General features: G+C 61.3%; 12 protein-coding genes and 1 tRNA gene. 3 read left to right on the top strand and 10 right to left on the bottom strand.

The features are described from left to right. Positions 1-27 precede the first annotated feature (27 nt). The 10 genes from hsdR to ACIDOCELLA78_RS94345 all read right to left on the bottom strand — a co-directional run bounded on the left by hsdR (position 28) and on the right by ACIDOCELLA78_RS94345 (position 13,743). A complete protein-coding gene (gene hsdR / locus ACIDOCELLA78_RS94390) occupies positions 28-2,340 on the bottom strand; it encodes an EcoAI/FtnUII family type I restriction enzme subunit R (protein WP_201729561.1) in 2,313 nt (770 codons plus the stop codon). Beyond that, positions 2,337-3,566, bottom strand: coding sequence for a restriction endonuclease subunit S (locus ACIDOCELLA78_RS94385; protein ID WP_201729560.1), 1,230 nt, complete (start codon positions 3,564-3,566; stop codon positions 2,337-2,339). Before ACIDOCELLA78_RS94385 ends, hsdR begins: the two co-directional genes overlap by 4 nt. Beyond that, positions 3,563-5,287 (bottom strand): N-6 DNA methylase, encoded by a 1,725-nt coding sequence (locus tag ACIDOCELLA78_RS94380; protein WP_201729559.1) that lies wholly within the window; start codon positions 5,285-5,287, stop codon positions 3,563-3,565. The genes ACIDOCELLA78_RS94385 and ACIDOCELLA78_RS94380 overlap by 4 nt, the downstream gene beginning before the upstream one ends. A 102-nt stretch (positions 5,288-5,389) precedes the next feature. Beyond that, a complete protein-coding gene (mobF, locus tag ACIDOCELLA78_RS94375; RefSeq protein WP_201729558.1) occupies positions 5,390-8,188 on the bottom strand; it encodes a MobF family relaxase in 2,799 nt (932 codons plus the stop codon). After that, a complete protein-coding gene (locus tag ACIDOCELLA78_RS94370) occupies positions 8,188-10,035 on the bottom strand; it encodes a type IV secretion system DNA-binding domain-containing protein (RefSeq protein ID WP_201729557.1) in 1,848 nt (615 codons plus the stop codon). Before ACIDOCELLA78_RS94370 ends, mobF begins: the two co-directional genes overlap by 1 nt. Beyond that, positions 10,035-10,397: a hypothetical protein gene (locus ACIDOCELLA78_RS94365; RefSeq protein ID WP_249676546.1), complete on the bottom strand. Its 363-nt coding sequence runs from the start codon at positions 10,395-10,397 to the stop codon at positions 10,035-10,037. The genes ACIDOCELLA78_RS94370 and ACIDOCELLA78_RS94365 overlap by 1 nt, the downstream gene beginning before the upstream one ends. 490 nt (positions 10,398-10,887) lie before the next feature. Then, positions 10,888-11,094: an AlpA family transcriptional regulator gene (locus tag ACIDOCELLA78_RS94360; RefSeq protein WP_201729556.1), complete on the bottom strand. Its 207-nt coding sequence runs from the start codon at positions 11,092-11,094 to the stop codon at positions 10,888-10,890. 139 nt (positions 11,095-11,233) lie between these two features. Continuing rightward, positions 11,234-12,355 (bottom strand): hypothetical protein, encoded by a 1,122-nt coding sequence (locus ACIDOCELLA78_RS94355; RefSeq protein ID WP_201729555.1) that lies wholly within the window; start codon positions 12,353-12,355, stop codon positions 11,234-11,236. Further along, complete coding sequence (locus tag ACIDOCELLA78_RS94350) at positions 12,348-13,514, bottom strand: site-specific integrase (RefSeq protein WP_201727918.1); 1,167 nt, start codon at positions 13,512-13,514, stop codon at positions 12,348-12,350. Before ACIDOCELLA78_RS94350 ends, ACIDOCELLA78_RS94355 begins: the two co-directional genes overlap by 8 nt. A gap of 139 nt (positions 13,515-13,653) precedes the next feature. Next, positions 13,654-13,743 (bottom strand) — tRNA-Ser (locus ACIDOCELLA78_RS94345). A 197-nt stretch (positions 13,744-13,940) separates the two neighbouring features. Between ACIDOCELLA78_RS94345 and rplU the strand changes: the two genes are divergently transcribed. From rplU to obgE, 3 genes are all read left to right on the top strand, one after another. Continuing rightward, positions 13,941-14,255 carry a 50S ribosomal protein L21 gene (gene rplU, locus ACIDOCELLA78_RS94340; protein WP_201727917.1) on the top strand — a complete coding sequence of 105 codons (315 nt, stop codon included), beginning with the start codon at positions 13,941-13,943 and terminating at the stop codon, positions 14,253-14,255. A gap of 15 nt (positions 14,256-14,270) precedes the next feature. Next, the gene (gene rpmA / locus ACIDOCELLA78_RS94335) at positions 14,271-14,540 is read left to right on the top strand and encodes a 50S ribosomal protein L27 (protein ID WP_201727916.1); all 270 of its coding nucleotides are present in this window, start codon (positions 14,271-14,273) and stop codon (positions 14,538-14,540) included. Positions 14,541-14,602: 62 nt separating this feature from the next. Then, on the top strand, positions 14,603-15,601 hold the full coding sequence (gene obgE, locus ACIDOCELLA78_RS94330) for a GTPase ObgE (protein WP_201727915.1): 999 nt from the start codon (positions 14,603-14,605) through the stop codon (positions 15,599-15,601). Positions 15,602-15,705 lie beyond the last annotated feature (104 nt).

The following is a 15,705-nucleotide window of genomic DNA, read 5'->3' as shown; positions in this document are numbered from 1 at the left end:
GGCCGTTTCCATAATTGGTCTCCCATCTTAATGAGAGCCTTCGCTGAACAGATGCTCCTGAAACCCAACAAACGCCGCGCGGATGCCTGGCGCCGCCCCCAGCTCCGCGGTGGCGTCCGCCAGGGTCTGGTAGCGTAGCTCCAGCAGCCGGGCTAGCTTGTCCTGGTCCAGCTCCTCCACGCCCTGGGCCACGTACTGGCCCATCACGAAGTCCAGGAACGCCTGCAGTTTGGCGTCATACCGGGGTAAAATCTCGTCCCGGTGCTTTTCCACCCGCTCGGCGCGAGTGATCGGTGGCAGTGCGAAGGCGATATAGCCCAGAATATCGAACACGTCGCTCTTCTGGGCGTCAATCACCTTGCCCATCTCGGCCAACTGCTCGCCGCCAAAGCCCCGTTCGGCCAGCGTGTTCAGCAGTGCCTTGCGCGTGTCCGGGCGGCCCCAGATGGTCCGCAGCTCTTCCTCGTCCCTGAACAGCTCCGGGAGCTGCCCGAACAGGCTCTCCATGAACTGCTTGGCGGAAATTGGCCTACCATCCGGCCCCCAGAAGCTGGTGGTGCTGATATGCTGGATGGTCCGCTCCTTGCCATCCGCCAGCTTGATTTTAACGCGTTGGCCGCGTTCGGGCTCCTCAGCCTGCCTGACTTCTGCCTCTGGCTCCTTGGCGATGGTGAGGGTGCGGGGCGTGGCCGCGACCGGCTCCATGGGTTCGCCATCCCATTCCGGGTCATTGAACAGCTCATAGGCCTTCACGAAGTCCAGAATGGTAAAATAGTCCTTGCCCTCATACAGCCGCGTCCCGCGCCCGATGATCTGCTTGAACTCGATCATGGAGTTCACCGGCCGCATCAGCACGATGTTCCGCACGTTCCGCGCATCCACGCCCGTCGAGAGCTTCTGGCTGGTGGTGAGAATGGTGGGGATGGCCTTCTCGTTATCCTGAAACGTCCGCAGCCACTGCTCGCCCAGCGCCCCGTCATTGGCCGTAACGCGCACGCAGTAATTCGGGTCCTTGCTGGTCTTCACCTGGTTGATGAGGTCACGGACCGCCGCCGCGTGATCCTGTGTGGCGCAGAACACCAGCGTCTTCTGGCTCTGGTCAATCTCGCCCATGAAGGTGCGGACGCGGTATTCCTCTCGCGTTTTTATCTCGATGATGCGGTTGAAATCGCCCTCGGTATAGCGTTTGCCTTCGACCGTGCCATCCACCACCTCATCATCTGGCGTGTAGACGTAATCATCCAGCGTGGTGGCGAATTGCCGCACCTTGAAGGGCGTCAGGAAGCCATCATCGATGCCTTCTTTCAGCGAATAGGTGTAAACCGGCTCGCCGAAATAGGCGTAGGTGTCCACGTTATCCTTGCGCTTGGGTGTGGCGGTGAGGCCAAGCTGCACGGCTGGGGCGAAATGGTCCAGAATACCGCGCCATGTCCCCTCATCGTTCGCGCCGCCCCGGTGGCATTCGTCGATGATAATGAAATCGAAGAAATCCGGCGGATAGTCGCCAAAATTCGGCGCGGAATTCCCGTCTGCGTCCCGGCCGCTCATAAAGGTCTGGAAGATGGTGAAGAATATACTGCCATTCTTCGGCACGCGGCCCTTTTTGCGGATGGCATCCGGGGCGATGCGGACCAGCGCGTCCTCGGGGAAGGCCGAGAAGGCGTTATAGGCTTGGTCCGCCAGAATGTTACGGTCCGCCAGAAACAGAATGCGTGGGCGGCGGGTAGGTTCACGGCTGATATTCCAGCGGCTCTGAAACAGCTTCCAGGCGAGCTGGAAGGCGATGAACGTCTTGCCGGTGCCGGTGGCCAGGGTGAGCAGGATTCTGTTCCGGCCATTGGCGATGGCCTCCAGCGTGTTCTCCACCGCGTTGTGCTGGTAGTAGCGGGCCTGCCAGGTGCCGCTCTTGTCCTCGAACGGGATGGCGGCAAAGCGGTCCCGCCAGGCGTTCTGCGCGGCAAAGGCGCGGCCCCAGAGTTCGTCCGGCGTGGGGTAGCGGGGCACGTAGGCTTCCGCCCCGGTGTGCATGTCGATCTCATAAATGCCGACGCCATTGGTGGAATAGGCGAAGCGGGCCTGAAGCTTTTCGGCGTATTTCTTGGCCTGGCCGACGCCCTCAGTGTCTGGTAAATCCCGCCGCTTGGCTTCTATCACCGCCAGCTTGTGGTTGCGGTAGGTGAGAACGTAATCGGCAATATCCCTGGCCGAGCGTTTGCCCGCCCCTTGCAGGCGGCCCAGCGTGATCTCCTCCCGGCGCACCCGGCTGGCTTCCACCACGCCCCAGCCTGCTTGTTTCAGCGCGGGGTCGATCAGCTCAGCGCGGGTTTCCGCCTCGTTCATGCAGCTTCGTCTTGCATTTCTGCGCCGGGCAGTGCGGTGAGTTCGCCGGAGAAGGCTTGCCGGAGGATGGCCTGCTTGAGTTCGGCCAGATGCGCACGCTTACGAGAATAAAGCACTGTGAGGTCGGATAAGCCCCTGGACAGCTTATCACATGTCATAACGATCTCTGCTTGTTCGTTTACGGATGGCAAAAGAACAGGCAAATCCTTTATGATCCCCATATTGAGACCAGCCATGATTGCCCCCGAAGCGCGCTCTTCGAGGTAGTTCTTCGCCATCGGGTGATGCAAGAAATATAGCTTCAAGAACTCGGGCAAACACAGCGATTGATCCACCGAAATGCAGCACAAGTGCTTGCTGTTGATTGCGAGCGGAATATCGTCAGGGACGACGGCACACCTTCCGCAAGTCCCCATGATGGAGATGAGAACATCACCCGGAAAAACCCTGTACCGCGTAAGCTCCTGGAACTTTTCAGCCGTAATATAGCGCCGTTTATCCCACCGGAATTGGTTTTGAACGACGTTATCAATGCCCAGAACAGCGATGCCCTCATCAACAAACTCACCGTGCAATAGCTGGCTTCCAAACGGTCCCGTGCGGATGGAATTCTTTCTGTCCTCGGCGAGCTGGGCAACAGTCGTTTTCTGGTGTTGACCTTGTGAGATGCGGCTTAACTGCTCCTCGATAGCAACATCAACCAGGGAACGAGCGTTGGCGAGGTTCTTCTCGGCGTTGGTGGTTGCGGCTGCGATGCCCGCAAAGGCCTCATCGAGAATGGAGGCGACGCGCTTCTGTTCGCCGAGTTCGGGAACCGGCAAATGCGTGTATAAGCGCCGCAGAACACTAGGATGCGCCTTTAAGACCCAATCAAATGGAATGGTCGATTGGACATAGCTGAGCATGTAGTAGAGGAAGCGATAATCTAGCTTCTCCCTCCGCAATATTCGGAGTGTACCACCGACATTCGTGACCGAGAAGCGATGCTTAGGCCTATGAAATAGATGGCCGCCGCCGTCCACTGACCAAGTGATGAGTTCTTCGTCGAACATGTAAAGACCATATTCTCCGAACTTTCCGTCCGCTTCCTTGGCCGACGAGTATACGGGGTACGTTCCAGGGGTTTGAGCCAGGTCTAATTTCGAAATGACCTTCCCACGGCCAAGCTCGACCCATTCCAGTTCAACCAGCGCATCAAGTGACTGATAGGTCCACCCGTCTCTCAAAACAGCCCCCGGATGCCTTCAAGGATTTCCGCGCTCTCCGCATCCAGCCGTAGAATGTCGGCAATGATGTGCTGCGGGTCGCGCAGCGCCACCTCGTCGGCCTTGTTGGGGTTCTTTACGGACAGGTCAAAACTGGCCGGGTCGATGCTGGCGGCATCCACGGACCAAGATTTCTCGGAGTCCGCAAAGCTGGCCTGGAGGAGCAAAAACTCGGCCAGGTCGGCATCGTTCAGGGCGCTGCTCTTGCCCATGCTGCGGCCGGGGTCGAGCTGGTAATACCAAACCCGCCGCGTCGGGGCACCCTTCTCGAAGAACAGCACCACCGTCTTCACGCCCGCGCCCTGGAATGTGCCACTGGGGCAGTCCAGCACCGTGTGCAGATTGCAGTTCTCCAGTAGCTCCTGGCGCAGGGCGCGAGAGGCGTTGTCGGCGTTGGAGAGGAAGGTGTTCTTGATGACGATGGCGGCCCGCCCCCCGGCTTTCAGCGATTTGATGAAATGCTGGAGGAACAGGAAGGCGGTTTCCCCGGTTTTGATGGGGAAGTTCTGCTGCACCTCCGGCCGCTCCTTGCCTCCAAAAGGCGGGTTGGCGAGGATGACCTCAAAACGGTCCTTATCCTGAATATCGGCGATATTCTCGGCCAGGGTGTTGGTGTGGATGACGTTGGGCGCCTCAATGCCATGCAAAATCATGTTCATAATGGCGATGACGTAGGCGAGGCTCTTCTTCTCCTTGGCGTAGAAGGTGCGTTTTTGCAGAATCTCGCGCTCCGCCGTGGTTTTGGCCTTGGGCGCCAGATACTCGAACGCCTCGCACAAGAACCCGGCAGACCCGGCAGCACCATCATAAATCCGCTCGCCGATTTGCGGCTTCGTCACCGCGATCATGGCGCGGATGAGCGGGCGCGGGGTGTAATACTCGCCCCCATTGCGGCCCGCATTGCCCATGTTCTTGATCTTGGCTTCGTAGAGGTGGGACAGCTCGTGCTTCTCGGCCTGGGAGCGGAAATGCAGCCCGTCGATCAGCTCCAGCGCGTCCCGCAGGGAATAACCGCTCTGGAATTTGCTGCGGATTTCCGAGAAGATTTCGCCGATTTTGTACTCGATGGTGTCCGGCCCGGCGGCGCGGGCCTTGAAGCCTTGGAGGTAGGGGAAGAGGTCGCGGTTCACGTAGTCGATGAGGTCCGAGCCGGTGAGGGCGCGGTCATGGTCAAAGGAGCCGTCCGGCTTCTTGGGTGCGGCCCAGGAGGCCCAGTTATGCGGCTCGGCGATGATGCGGGAATAGGCCGCGCCGTGCAGCTCCGCCGCCGTGGCGCGGGTGAACTCCAGATCGTCCAGGTATTTTAAAAACAGCATCCAGGAGGTCTGCTCGGTATAGTCCAGCTCGGTGGTGCAACCGGCTTCTTTCCAAAGCACATCGTCGATGTTCTTGAAAATCTGCTCGAAGCTGGTGGCGCCGTTGCTGGCGCGGGAGGCCGGTTTGGCGGCGGGCTTGGGCTGCGCCACGGGCGCCGATGCTTCCTCCTCCTCGGCGGCAGACTCCGCCAGAGCCACAGAGCCACCCCGGCCCCGGCCTTTGACGATCTTGCCCTCTTCGATCAGCGCCGCCTGCACCCGCGCATAGGTGGCGTCCTGCCAGCCCAGCTCCGCCTGGAGCTTGCCGTTACCGGCACTGCCCCCAAGTTCCGCCAGAACTTCCAAAAACCGCTCTTCCCGTGCCATTCAAGTCTCCCAATTCGCGGTTTTTGCCGCCGGAGGGGAGTTTGCATGACCGGATTCAGAATGACAACGCCAAGTAGGCTCCGGATCAGGGCGAGCGGGAGGTTAGAGCGACATGCCGCCTTTTATTTCCTGCTGCTTGCCGTTGCTTTTCTGAGGGGAGACGGCGTTCGTCAGGGCGGCCATGGGGGACAATATGGAAGCCAGCGCCGTTTGCTTCACGCCGCTGCGCTCCTGAATGGCGGCAACCAGCTTGGCGCGGTCATCGGTATAGAGGGCGGTGGTTTCCTTGGCGCGCGAGAGGCCCACGTAGAAGCTTTTCTGGTCGATCAGATGCGTGGCGGCGCTCTCGGCATGGATGAAGGTGCGCTCGGCGGTGCGGCCCTGGGCGGCAAAGGCGGTGGCAACATAGCTATGCGCAATATGCTGGTTACGCGGGTCATCGAGCTTCAAAGTCTCAACCTTGCCCCTGGCCAGCCGGAGGGTGGCGCTACGCGTGCTGGGGTCAATGGCGGTAATCTCGGCTTGCTGGCCGTTAACCCGCCCCAAGGCGCGGTCATTGCGGGTGAACTGCATCTTGTCCCCCGCCCGCAGCTCGATTGTCTCAGCGGTAAAGGCTTGGACATGCGAGGCCCCCCATTGGCGCAGCCGCCAGTCAATGGCTCTGCCGTTCTGATCGGTGAGCGTAACCGCCGCTTTGGCAGTTTCGATGCCCGCCACGCGATAGGCCTGCGCCTTTGAAACGCCTTTGTCGGCATAATCCTTGGCAAAGCGGATCATGTCGCCGATGGCGTAGCTGTGCGCGTCCTTCGCCTCGGCGCGGGTCATGTCTTTGGAGACAAGCCTTGGCGCGGTAATCGCCGGGCCGTGAAGCTGGCCACGCTCGGCAAGGGCATGGCGGATTTCCTGGGTCAGCGTATCACGTCCCTCGCGGGATGGCTCGATCACCAGGGCCTTGCGCCTCTCCTTGGCATCCAACATGGCGTAATCCTGGGCGATCTGGCCAAAGCGGGCCTCGCGGGTGCCGCATTCGATGACATGGCCACCGCCCGCGTCCAGCGCGGCCAGGGCCTTCCTCGCATCGCCCGCCAAGCTGGCCTCCACCGCTGCTTTAGCCTGCTCGTTGGTCTGGCGTAGGATATGGGTGAGGCGGGCGGTTTCCATGCCAGCACCCTGTAGCTGGGTAAAGGCAGCACCTGCCTCAACGGAGCCAAGCTGCGCGGTGTCGCCCACCAGCAGCACCCGCGCCCGGTGAGATTCAGCCAAACCCAGCAGCTTGGCGGCATCGGCTGTTGAGATCAGCGATGCCTCATCAACGATCCAGAGCCGCTCTTTCACCGTGGGGCGGCCCGGCGCCAATAAATGCCGGGCCAGCGTGTCGGCACGGGCATCCAGCGCCTCGCCCAAAACCTGCGCCGCCGATGCCGTGGGGGCGAGCGCTGTCACCTGAATGCCACGCGCCTCGGCCTCCCGCGCAATGGTAGCCAAGACCGTGGAAGTCTTGGCGGTGCCCGCCGCACCTTGCAAACCGATGACGCGGTTGCGGTTGGTGAGGACTTGCCCCGCCGCCACCTTTTGCTCATCGGTCCAACCATGCCCCCGCATGGCGCTGCGCCTCTCTGCCTCAGCAACAGCACGGGCGGCCGCGACGGGAGAGAGGATCGGCGCCACCTGCTGGCGGGACTGCTCCTCCAGCCGCAACATCGTAGTCTCGTTGGCGATATTGGCGGCGGTGGTAAAGCCCTTGAAAGCCACGCCCCGCCGGTCGAGGCATTGGCGCGATTGCAGGGCGCCGATCTTCTCGGCGCGCGTCATGGCGGCGGCGATGTCATCATGCCCGACGCGCCCCATGCCAAACCGCCCCGCCGCCTCATGCAAGGCGGTGGTGGAAAACACGGATTGGCGCTCGCCCAACATCGCCGCACCCTGCGTAACGGCCCGGTCAGCCGCCAGCTCGCGGGCAAAAGTTTGGTCAGCGCCAAGGGCGATGGCTTCAGCCCGCGCCCCGGCCTGGGCAACCAAGCCCCGCCGCGCGTGTTCATCCCACCCGGCAGCATCGGCGGCCTCACGCCACGCGCCAATCAGCTCGGCATGAGGCACGGCCTCTTTGGCCAGCCGTGTATCCAACGCGGCGATCTGCTTCTCGGCGGCGCTGGCCTCGGCCCGGCTTTTGCCCCGCTCGGCAAGCCGGGCCTCAATAGCCGCGCTGCGCTGGCTGAACGCCACCAGCGTTGCCTCGCCGATGCCGGCAATCTCGAAGGTCGATTCCTTGCCGCGTTCAATCGCATATCCGAGGCGTTGCACCCCGGCTGCCAGCTCCTGGCGGTAGATCGCCCCCATCTGCTTTTGCATCTGATAGAACGCACGCGGCTCCAGGCTGCGCCATTGCCCGGCCTCATCCATCGTCATGTTGAGGATGACATTATGAGTATGAAGCTGCGGATCAAGCGCCCGGCTGGTGCCGTGCCGGAAGGAGGCGATAACCAGATTTCCGGTCGCCTCCCGCCGGATGCTGCCATCCTCCCGGATGCGGGTGGCGGAAAAATGCTGCTCCGCCAGTTCCAGCGCGGTTTTCACCGCCCGTTCGTGCGCCGCGATGAGGCGGCGGTCGCCCGCCACCTCCGCCATGATCGAAACGGATTTGGGCGCGCTGAATGTGACATCCCAGCCTGGCCGGTGTTCCCACTGACCTTCGCGCATCGTGCCCAACTCCTGGCCCGCGACATGGCCCGCCAGCAATTGGGCAAACTGCTCATGGTCGACGGCGCCGGTCAGCTTCAGTGCTTGCGCGCCTTCCCCGAGCCATTCCGAGGGGGCAAGACCCCCCTCGGCGTAGTAATCGTCGGCCTCATAGTAGTTGGCGGCCTGGGCCGCGCTGGTCAGCGCCGATATGGTGGCAACCATCACACCGGCCCCGGCCCGGTCGGGGTCTCGGGTACGGTCTCGGGCACGGCACCGCCATTCCCGCGCCTGGGTTGCGTGGAGCCCCAGAGCGTTCCCGATATGTCTGCCGGTATAAAGCGGGGATGACGGGCCGGGCCACGCGCATGGATATGGTCATCGGTCAGCTTGATCTTCGCCACCGGGAAGCCATCGGGCAGCAACAGATAAGCGGTATGCTTGGGTAGACGCAGCTCGCTCTCCAGCACGGCGGCCCGTACCTGGCGCGTGGCGCTCAATGTCCGCTGCGGCCTGCCGGTCTTGGGGTCGAATGTTTCAGAGATGGTGGAAATTTCCACCTCGACGCTGCCGATGGTCTCGGACGCCCATTCCCGGCTGGCCTGGTCAACCAGTTGCAGGAAGAGTTTGGTATTGCAGCAACCGAGCAGAGCTTCCCCCCCTTCTCTGCCATATCGCTCCCACATCCGGCCGATAGCCTGGAAAGTAAGAATGACGCTTGCCCCAAACTTACGCCCCTCGGGCAGCAGCCGGGCCAGATTATCGACCCGTGGAAGGTCCGCCAGCTCGTCCAGGACGAATGACAAGCTGCGCGTAGAAGAGGGGGCGAGCCCCAGGACGGCGGAGGAGGCGCATTCCAGCCACAACGCCATCAGGGGCTTGACCGCCTCAAAGTAATCCTCCTGCCTGGGCACGAATATCCAGGGTTTTCTGCCTTCATGCTGGTCGATCCCGACGAAGAAATCAGCAAAAGAAAAGGATGCCTCCCCCTCTCGTGGCGCTGCCCGCAGGAACATCAGCATATTGACGGCCTTGGCCAACATAAACAGCACGCTGGCCGTGGCACGCTCAGCGTCTTTTTCAAAGGCGCGCGCCGAGGAGGTATGGGCCAGCCATGGCTCCAACTCCTCGCGTGGCATAGATTGCAGGGCGTCCAGCAAGGCCTGAAGCGTGCACCGTCCCTCCTGCCAGAGTGTGCGCAGGATGTTGGCCACGAGATTGCGCGCGGCTTCCAACCAGACATCTTTGTCGCGGTCACCCGTTTCGTTGATGAGGTAACGGGCAATCCGGGCAGCGTCGGCGGGATGCTTCAATTCCGCAAAGAGGTCCCAAAACGCCCCGCGCTTGTCGAACGGGCTCAAAATTACGTCACCCCGTTCCGGGGTATAATAGTTCTCGATGAAGTCGCCGCTCGTGTCGTACACCAACGCGGCCTCCCCTCGCGCCTCGATTGTGTCCAGGAGCTGGCGCAGGGCCGTGGTTTTGCCCGCCCCGGTCGTTCCCGCCAAAGCAAAATGACGTTTTTGAAGGCCCGATGGGATGGCAACACTGCCTAGCCGCAAGGCGTAGCCGCTACTCTCGGTTGCGGTCATGCGTGCGAGGTCCGCTTCGCTGACAACGCGAGTGCCCGCGATGACCCGGTCGGCCAGTAACTCCTCTTGCTTGCGGCGGCGGCGGTCTGCGGTAAGCCACAAACCGGCAGTGCCCAAACCCAGACCAAGAAGCCCGCCCAGGCCCGCGCGTTCGGCAAAGTCGATCGCCTCGTCGCGCAAGGGCAGAAAGGCTGCCCACTCCTTCACGCCGGTCCGCCCCGCCTGCCCCTGCCAGGTGATGACCACCAGCGGATCAGCGGGCACATCAGCCAAAAGAAAACTGCTCAAATCGGCGATGGCATATTTGCCCGCCTCCTGTGCTTGCTCGGCGCTGGTGGTGATTCCGCCCACAGCAAGCGCCCCCGCCATGGCGCTGGCCAGGAGCGCCCCGGCGGCGAAGCGGAATTGGGCATGGCCATCGGCACGCGCGCGGGCCCGCAAGGCTTCGGCATGAGCGCGGCGGTTCTTTGTGTTCGACATTATATTTCTCCTGCATGGTTGAGCTGCCGCGCGAAGGCGGCGTTGATTTCGGCGGTGAGGGTGGTTTCATCGGTACGGGAACCGGCGGCGGCGCGGGCAAAGACGTAAGCGGCGCAAGCCACAAACAACGTGCGCTCGGTCAGCCGCTCGACATGGGCCAGCCGGGCGCTGATTGCATCGATCTCCTGGGCGATCTCGGTGGTGAGTTGCGGCGTGGCTTGCTCGCCTGAGAGCGAGGCCATTCCGGCTCGCACGCATTGCTGCAACAGGGCGTAAGTGGTCGTTTGACGGCTCTGAGCGGCCTGCCGTAGCGCCTTATCGAGTGCCAAAGGGAGGCGCACGGAGTGCTGAACGTGTTTCACGGCCCGTCCTTCCCCCGCATCCGGCGCGTATTCGCGGTTTGCCCAGGAATGGCGCGGGATACACAACGGGCAAGTACGGCGCACCCGGATCGCACCTGCGAAAAACCCAGGCGGTTCGCCGCAGGCCAGTGCGTGGGGTGTGTTCTATTTTCCTTGGTCCGATGCGAAGCATCGAGGCCAAAACCTCCCGCCAATCGTGCGGCTGGCATGGTCGTGATGGCCTGGCATTGTCTGCGGGTCGGGCAGGCTCCTACATTTCGGTGCCGGGTATCAAATGTGGGCGAGAACGGGGGGATTTGGCTGAGGTGCGGTCCGGTCAGATGGCACGCACACCACCAGCCATTCATGATGCCAGCGGCATCTTGGAAAAAAGGCACGGGGGTATCCTTTCCACGCACGTGGCGCGAATTCGGGGGTGAGGAAATGATGGGAAGAGAACTGAGGGAGCGACAACCCGGCCGTTCAAGAGGCCCGGGCCGCGCGCTGGCAGCTACGGATAGATTCGGGTAGGAAGTTCCTGGAGCCAGCGCTCAATTTCACCGGCGCGCCACCGCACTCGGCCGCCGCCTATGACCACTGGGGGCGGGCAAACAGACCGGTGCACAAGGCGGTAAATGCTGGAGCGGCTTTTGTAACCTGTCAGCCGCATCACGTCCTCAATCGTCAGGAGAACGCTGGGAAAAGTATCTCGGTTCATCTTGTGGCATCCTGAGCTATGGCGTGCCACCAGCCTTTACGAGACGTTGTGCCTGATCCGCGAAAGCTTACTGATTACTGGTATCAAAAAATTCTTCAGTAACCAGTAACGGTTTTATATCATGCGGTTATCGGCGCCATTAGCTTCCGCGTATCCCTAAAATTTTGAATGTTTTTATTCTAATTTGGGTGTACTTGTGGTCTTTGGTGTCACCAAGCATTTTTTCAAGCGATGAACTTGGATCGGGCCTGTGAGCGTCGGATAACCAAAGCGTCTCGATTTGGCCATCTTCCATGGCGCGTCGAAGTGCCGCAACAGCAGCACCAATCAGGGGCGGAAGAGTTTCTCTGCCCACTCGCGGCTTCATTTTACCGTCATACGAAAAAACGGCTTGCAATGCGATGATTATCTTTTTGGCATCATCGCCCTTCCAGCCCCCCTCCGCAGCAAATGTTTCGCAAAAAGCTGTCCTCTGCTCCGGAGGGACCAAGGATCGCCAATGCCTAATGACATTTTCTTTTTTGTCAGCAGTGTATTCACTGGCGTTACCAGTCGCATCCAGATTCTCCAGGCCAGTTTTTTCAATGGTAGGCTCGGACAGATTAGTGGTAGCCACAGTTATGGCCTGTGTCTCAGGTTCGTCGGTAGAATTGGCTTCTTTGGCAGGGATAGTCACAACATAAATTGGACGGATTGGAGATATTTTTGGTATTTTTGCACCAGGATAATATTTTACTTCAGAGGAAAGCAGGACGGGTGCATACCTGTTTTTAAAATCATTGGGGTTCAGTGTGGTGTCAAAAAGCATCCCTTCAGTATTTTGCAAGGCCGAAATACTGACAGCGCCCTGTTTTGCGGGCATGATGGTCTTGATTTGTCCTGATGCCAGCTCAGCGAGCAATTCTTCAATGGCGAGTGGCAGAATCGTATCGTAGGGTCGGTTGACGAAAAAGCGCTTGCGTCTTTGGAATACCCCTGGTCCAAACCAGAAAAACACGCAGAGAGCTAAAAAAGTCATTTCCCAAAGAAAGGGAGCAAACGCTTTATAGTTGTGCGGCTGCAACGAAAGCCACCAAAGCTCTATGCCAAGAGCTACCAAGGCAAGTGCAGATAGGATGTTACACGTCACATCGATTACAAAAAACCGCCAATAGAGTTTTTTGGCAAAAGCCGTTATTTGGCGCTCACCTTCTTCTATGTCTTCGGGCACTAAACGCTGCGCCGCGAAGTGGCTCAACTTTTCAGTCTTGATTTTAGTCACGGCCCTCTCTTTTCTGACTTGTGACGCAATATTGCCCCCACGCCTCCATGAGCGCCTTCCTCTTCTCCAGAAGATTGCCCCGTCGATAAGCTGCCTCAACCTTATTCCCGATGGCATGGGCAAGGGCCATTTCGGCTATGTCGCCATCAAAATCCGTTTCCTCGGCCACCCAATCCCGGAAGGATGAACGAAAACCATGCGGCACGGCGGGAACCTCCATGTCGCGGCAAATCTTGGTCAGCGTCATGTCGGACAGCGGCTTACCGCCGCGCTGGCCGGGAAACACCAACTCGCTCCGCGCCTCTCTGTAGCCCAGCGCCCGCCGGATCACGTCCAGGGCAGCGGATGACAGTGGGACGACATGCTCCTTGCCGGCCTTCATCCGCTCGGCGGGGATTGTCCACAGGGCATTGTCGAGATCAATTTCGCCCCAAGTCGCGCCGCGAATCTCGCCGGACCTGGTTGCGGTGAGGATCAGCGTCTCAAGAGCAAGCCGTCCCATCGTATCCCGCTCATTGAGTTTGGCAACGAACGCCGGAACATCGGCATAGGGCATGGCCGTATGATGCACCCCCTTGGCCTTAACCTTGGGCATCGACTTATTCATTGCCGCAATCGGCAGGGGCGTTGTCCGGTATCCCTTGCCGATCGCCCAATCGATGACCGTGTTGATCCTCTGACGCACGCGCCGCGCCGTCTCCGGCTTTTCGAGCCAAATGGAAATCACGGCATCCCGGACGTGGTGGCCGTCAATCACGGCAACCGATAGGTCGCCAAGCATCGGGAACGCGTATGTCTCAAGGGTGGATAGCCACTGCGCCCGGTGCTTTTGATTCCGCCAGCTCGCCTTGTGCTCGGCAAACACCAGAGCAGCTGCTTCCTTGAAGGTGGGTATCCCTGCCTCTTTCCGCCGCTCGGCAACGGGATCAAGTCCCACCTCGACCTGCGTCCTCACCTTGGTGGCGCGCTCGCGGGCCAAGGCCAGGGACACCTTCTTTGCACTCCCCAGGCCAACGTCCCGGCGCTTGCCATCCTTCTGCACCCGGCAAACCCAGGACTTCCCGCCCCGAGGGCTTATAACAAGGTACAGGCCGTCGCCGTCGCCATAGCGCCCCGGCTCCTTTGCGGCCTTCACGGAAGAGGCTGAAAGCTTGCCCAATCTTATCCCACACTAGTTTACCACACGACGTGTGGGATACCATGCCAACGGGATGAGTCAGGGTGCAACAGCAAAACGCCAAAAACCGGCGGGAATCAGCCGGTTTTCATACGCTATAATATCTGGTAATTCGTGGCGGTGGCGGAGAGGGTGGGATTCGAACCCACGGTACCCGTGAAGGCACAACGGTTTTCGAGACCGTCCCAATCGACCACTCTGGCACCTCTCCGCGGTCGGGCGGCGTTATACGCATGATGGCGCTGACTAGGCAACAGTGGCGGTGCATATCGATGCCGATTGGCCGGGCAAGTCGATTGACAGCGGGATGGAGCGCGCTATAACCCCGCAATCGCGCGAAGCCGCAGGGTTTCGCGCTTCTTTTCTTTGTCCGCCGCGCGGCGTTGCAGATAGAATTGGACCAGATCGATGTTTGCAGTCATCCGCACCGGCGGAAAACAATATCGCGTCGTGCCGGACGCGGTGCTGAAGGTCGAGAAACTCGAGGCCGAGGCCGGCAGCACCGTGACCTTCACCGATGTTCTCGCCATCGGCGGTGAACAGGGCGTGACCCTGGGCAAGCCGGTTGTCGAGGGTGCCTCCGTCACCGCCACGGTGATCGCGCAGGACAAGCTCGATACGGTCATCATCTTCAAGAAGCGCCGCCGGCAGAACAGCCGCCGCAAGAACGGCCACCGCCAGAAAGTGACCGTGCTGCGCGTGTCCGGCATCAACGCCGCCTGATCGGAGGGATATCCCATGGCACACAAGAAAGCCGGTGGCTCGTCGCGCAACGGTCGCGATTCCGAAGGCCGCCGCCTCGGCGTCAAGAAGTTCGGTGACGAGCAGGTGATCGCCGGCAACATCATCATCCGCCAGCGCGGCACCAAGGTGAAGCCTGGCGCCAATGTCGGCGTCGGCCGCGACCACACGATCTTCGCGCTCGTCGACGGGCGGGTGAAGTTCTCCCGCCGGGCCGAGGGCCGCGTGCATGTGTCGGTCGAGAAGCTGCCGATCGCCGCGGAGTAACCTGTTTCCGGTATGAAAGACGCGAAGGCCGGCCGGTGCCGGCCTTTTGCGTATCTGCACTCATGAAGTTCCTCGACCAGGCGAAGATTTATGTGCGTTCGGGAGATGGCGGCAACGGTGTCGTCGCGTTCCGGCGCGAAAAATATATCGAGTTCGGTGGGCCGGATGGCGGCAATGGCGGCCGTGGCGGCGACATCGTGTTCGAGGCGGTCGAGAACCTCAATACGCTGATCGACTTCCGCTATACCCAGCATTTCCGGGCCCGTAAGGGCGGTAACGGCGCCGGGTCGGACCGCACCGGCGCCGCCGCGCCGCCGGTGGTGATCAAGGTGCCGGTCGGCACGCAGATTCTCGATGACGACCGCGAGACCCTGCTCGCCGATCTGGATGCGCCGGGCAAGCGCATCGTGCTGCTGCGCGGCGGCGATGGCGGGTATGGCAACGCGATGTTCAAGACCTCGACCAACCGTGCGCCGCGTCGCGCCGATGCCGGCTGGCCGGGCGAGGAGCGCTGGGTCTGGCTGCGCCTGAAGCTGATTGCCGATGCCGGGCTGGTCGGGCTGCCCAATGCCGGGAAATCGACCTTTCTCTCGGTCGCCTCGGCGGCGCGGCCCAAGATCGCCGATTATCCGTTCACCACGCTGCACCCGCAACTCGGCGTGGTCCGGCTGTCGATGACCGAGGAATTCGTCCTCGCCGACATTCCCGGCCTGATCGAGGGCGCGCATGACGGCGCCGGGCTGGGCGACCGCTTTCTCGGCCATGTCGAACGCTGCGCCGCGCTGATCCACCTGATCGACGGGGCGGCCGGCGACGTGGTGGATGCGTGGCGGACGATCCGCGGCGAGCTGGAAGCCTATGGCGGCGGGCTGGCGCACAAGCCCGAGCTGATCGTGCTGAACAAGATGGATGCGATGACGCCGCACCAGATCGCCGGTCGGCGCTCGGCGCTCGAACGCGCGTCGGGCAGCAAGGTGATGGTCATTTCCGCCGTCGCGCATCAGGGCGTGGACGCGGTGCTGCGCGAAACCCTGCGGATGATCCGCGAGCGGCGGCAATGAGCCCCGGCTGCCCGATCCCGGCGGCGCGCGGCTGCTGGTGGTCAAGATCGGGTCCGCCCTCATCGTCGATCCCGAGGCCGCGGCGCCGCGCACGACCTGGCTTG

The sequence above is a fragment of the Acidocella sp. C78 genome (assembly GCF_907164655.1).
This window is presented reverse-complemented; position numbering and strand designations above follow the sequence as displayed.

Coding starts and splice junctions, on each gene's coding strand:
- hsdR (WP_201729561.1), bottom strand. CDS start 2,340: ATGAACGAGGCGGAAACCCGCGCTGAGCTGATCGACCCCGCGCTGAAA.
- ACIDOCELLA78_RS94380 (WP_201729559.1), bottom strand. CDS start 5,287: ATGGCACGGGAAGAGCGGTTTTTGGAAGTTCTGGCGGAACTTGGGGGC.
- mobF (WP_201729558.1), bottom strand. CDS start 8,188: ATGGTTGCCACCATATCGGCGCTGACCAGCGCGGCCCAGGCCGCCAAC.
- ACIDOCELLA78_RS94370 (WP_201729557.1), bottom strand. CDS start 10,035: ATGTCGAACACAAAGAACCGCCGCGCTCATGCCGAAGCCTTGCGGGCC.
- ACIDOCELLA78_RS94360 (WP_201729556.1), bottom strand. CDS start 11,094: ATGAACCGAGATACTTTTCCCAGCGTTCTCCTGACGATTGAGGACGTG.
- rplU (WP_201727917.1), top strand. CDS start 13,941: ATGTTTGCAGTCATCCGCACCGGCGGAAAACAATATCGCGTCGTGCCG.
- rpmA (WP_201727916.1), top strand. CDS start 14,271: ATGGCACACAAGAAAGCCGGTGGCTCGTCGCGCAACGGTCGCGATTCC.
- obgE (WP_201727915.1), top strand. CDS start 14,603: ATGAAGTTCCTCGACCAGGCGAAGATTTATGTGCGTTCGGGAGATGGC.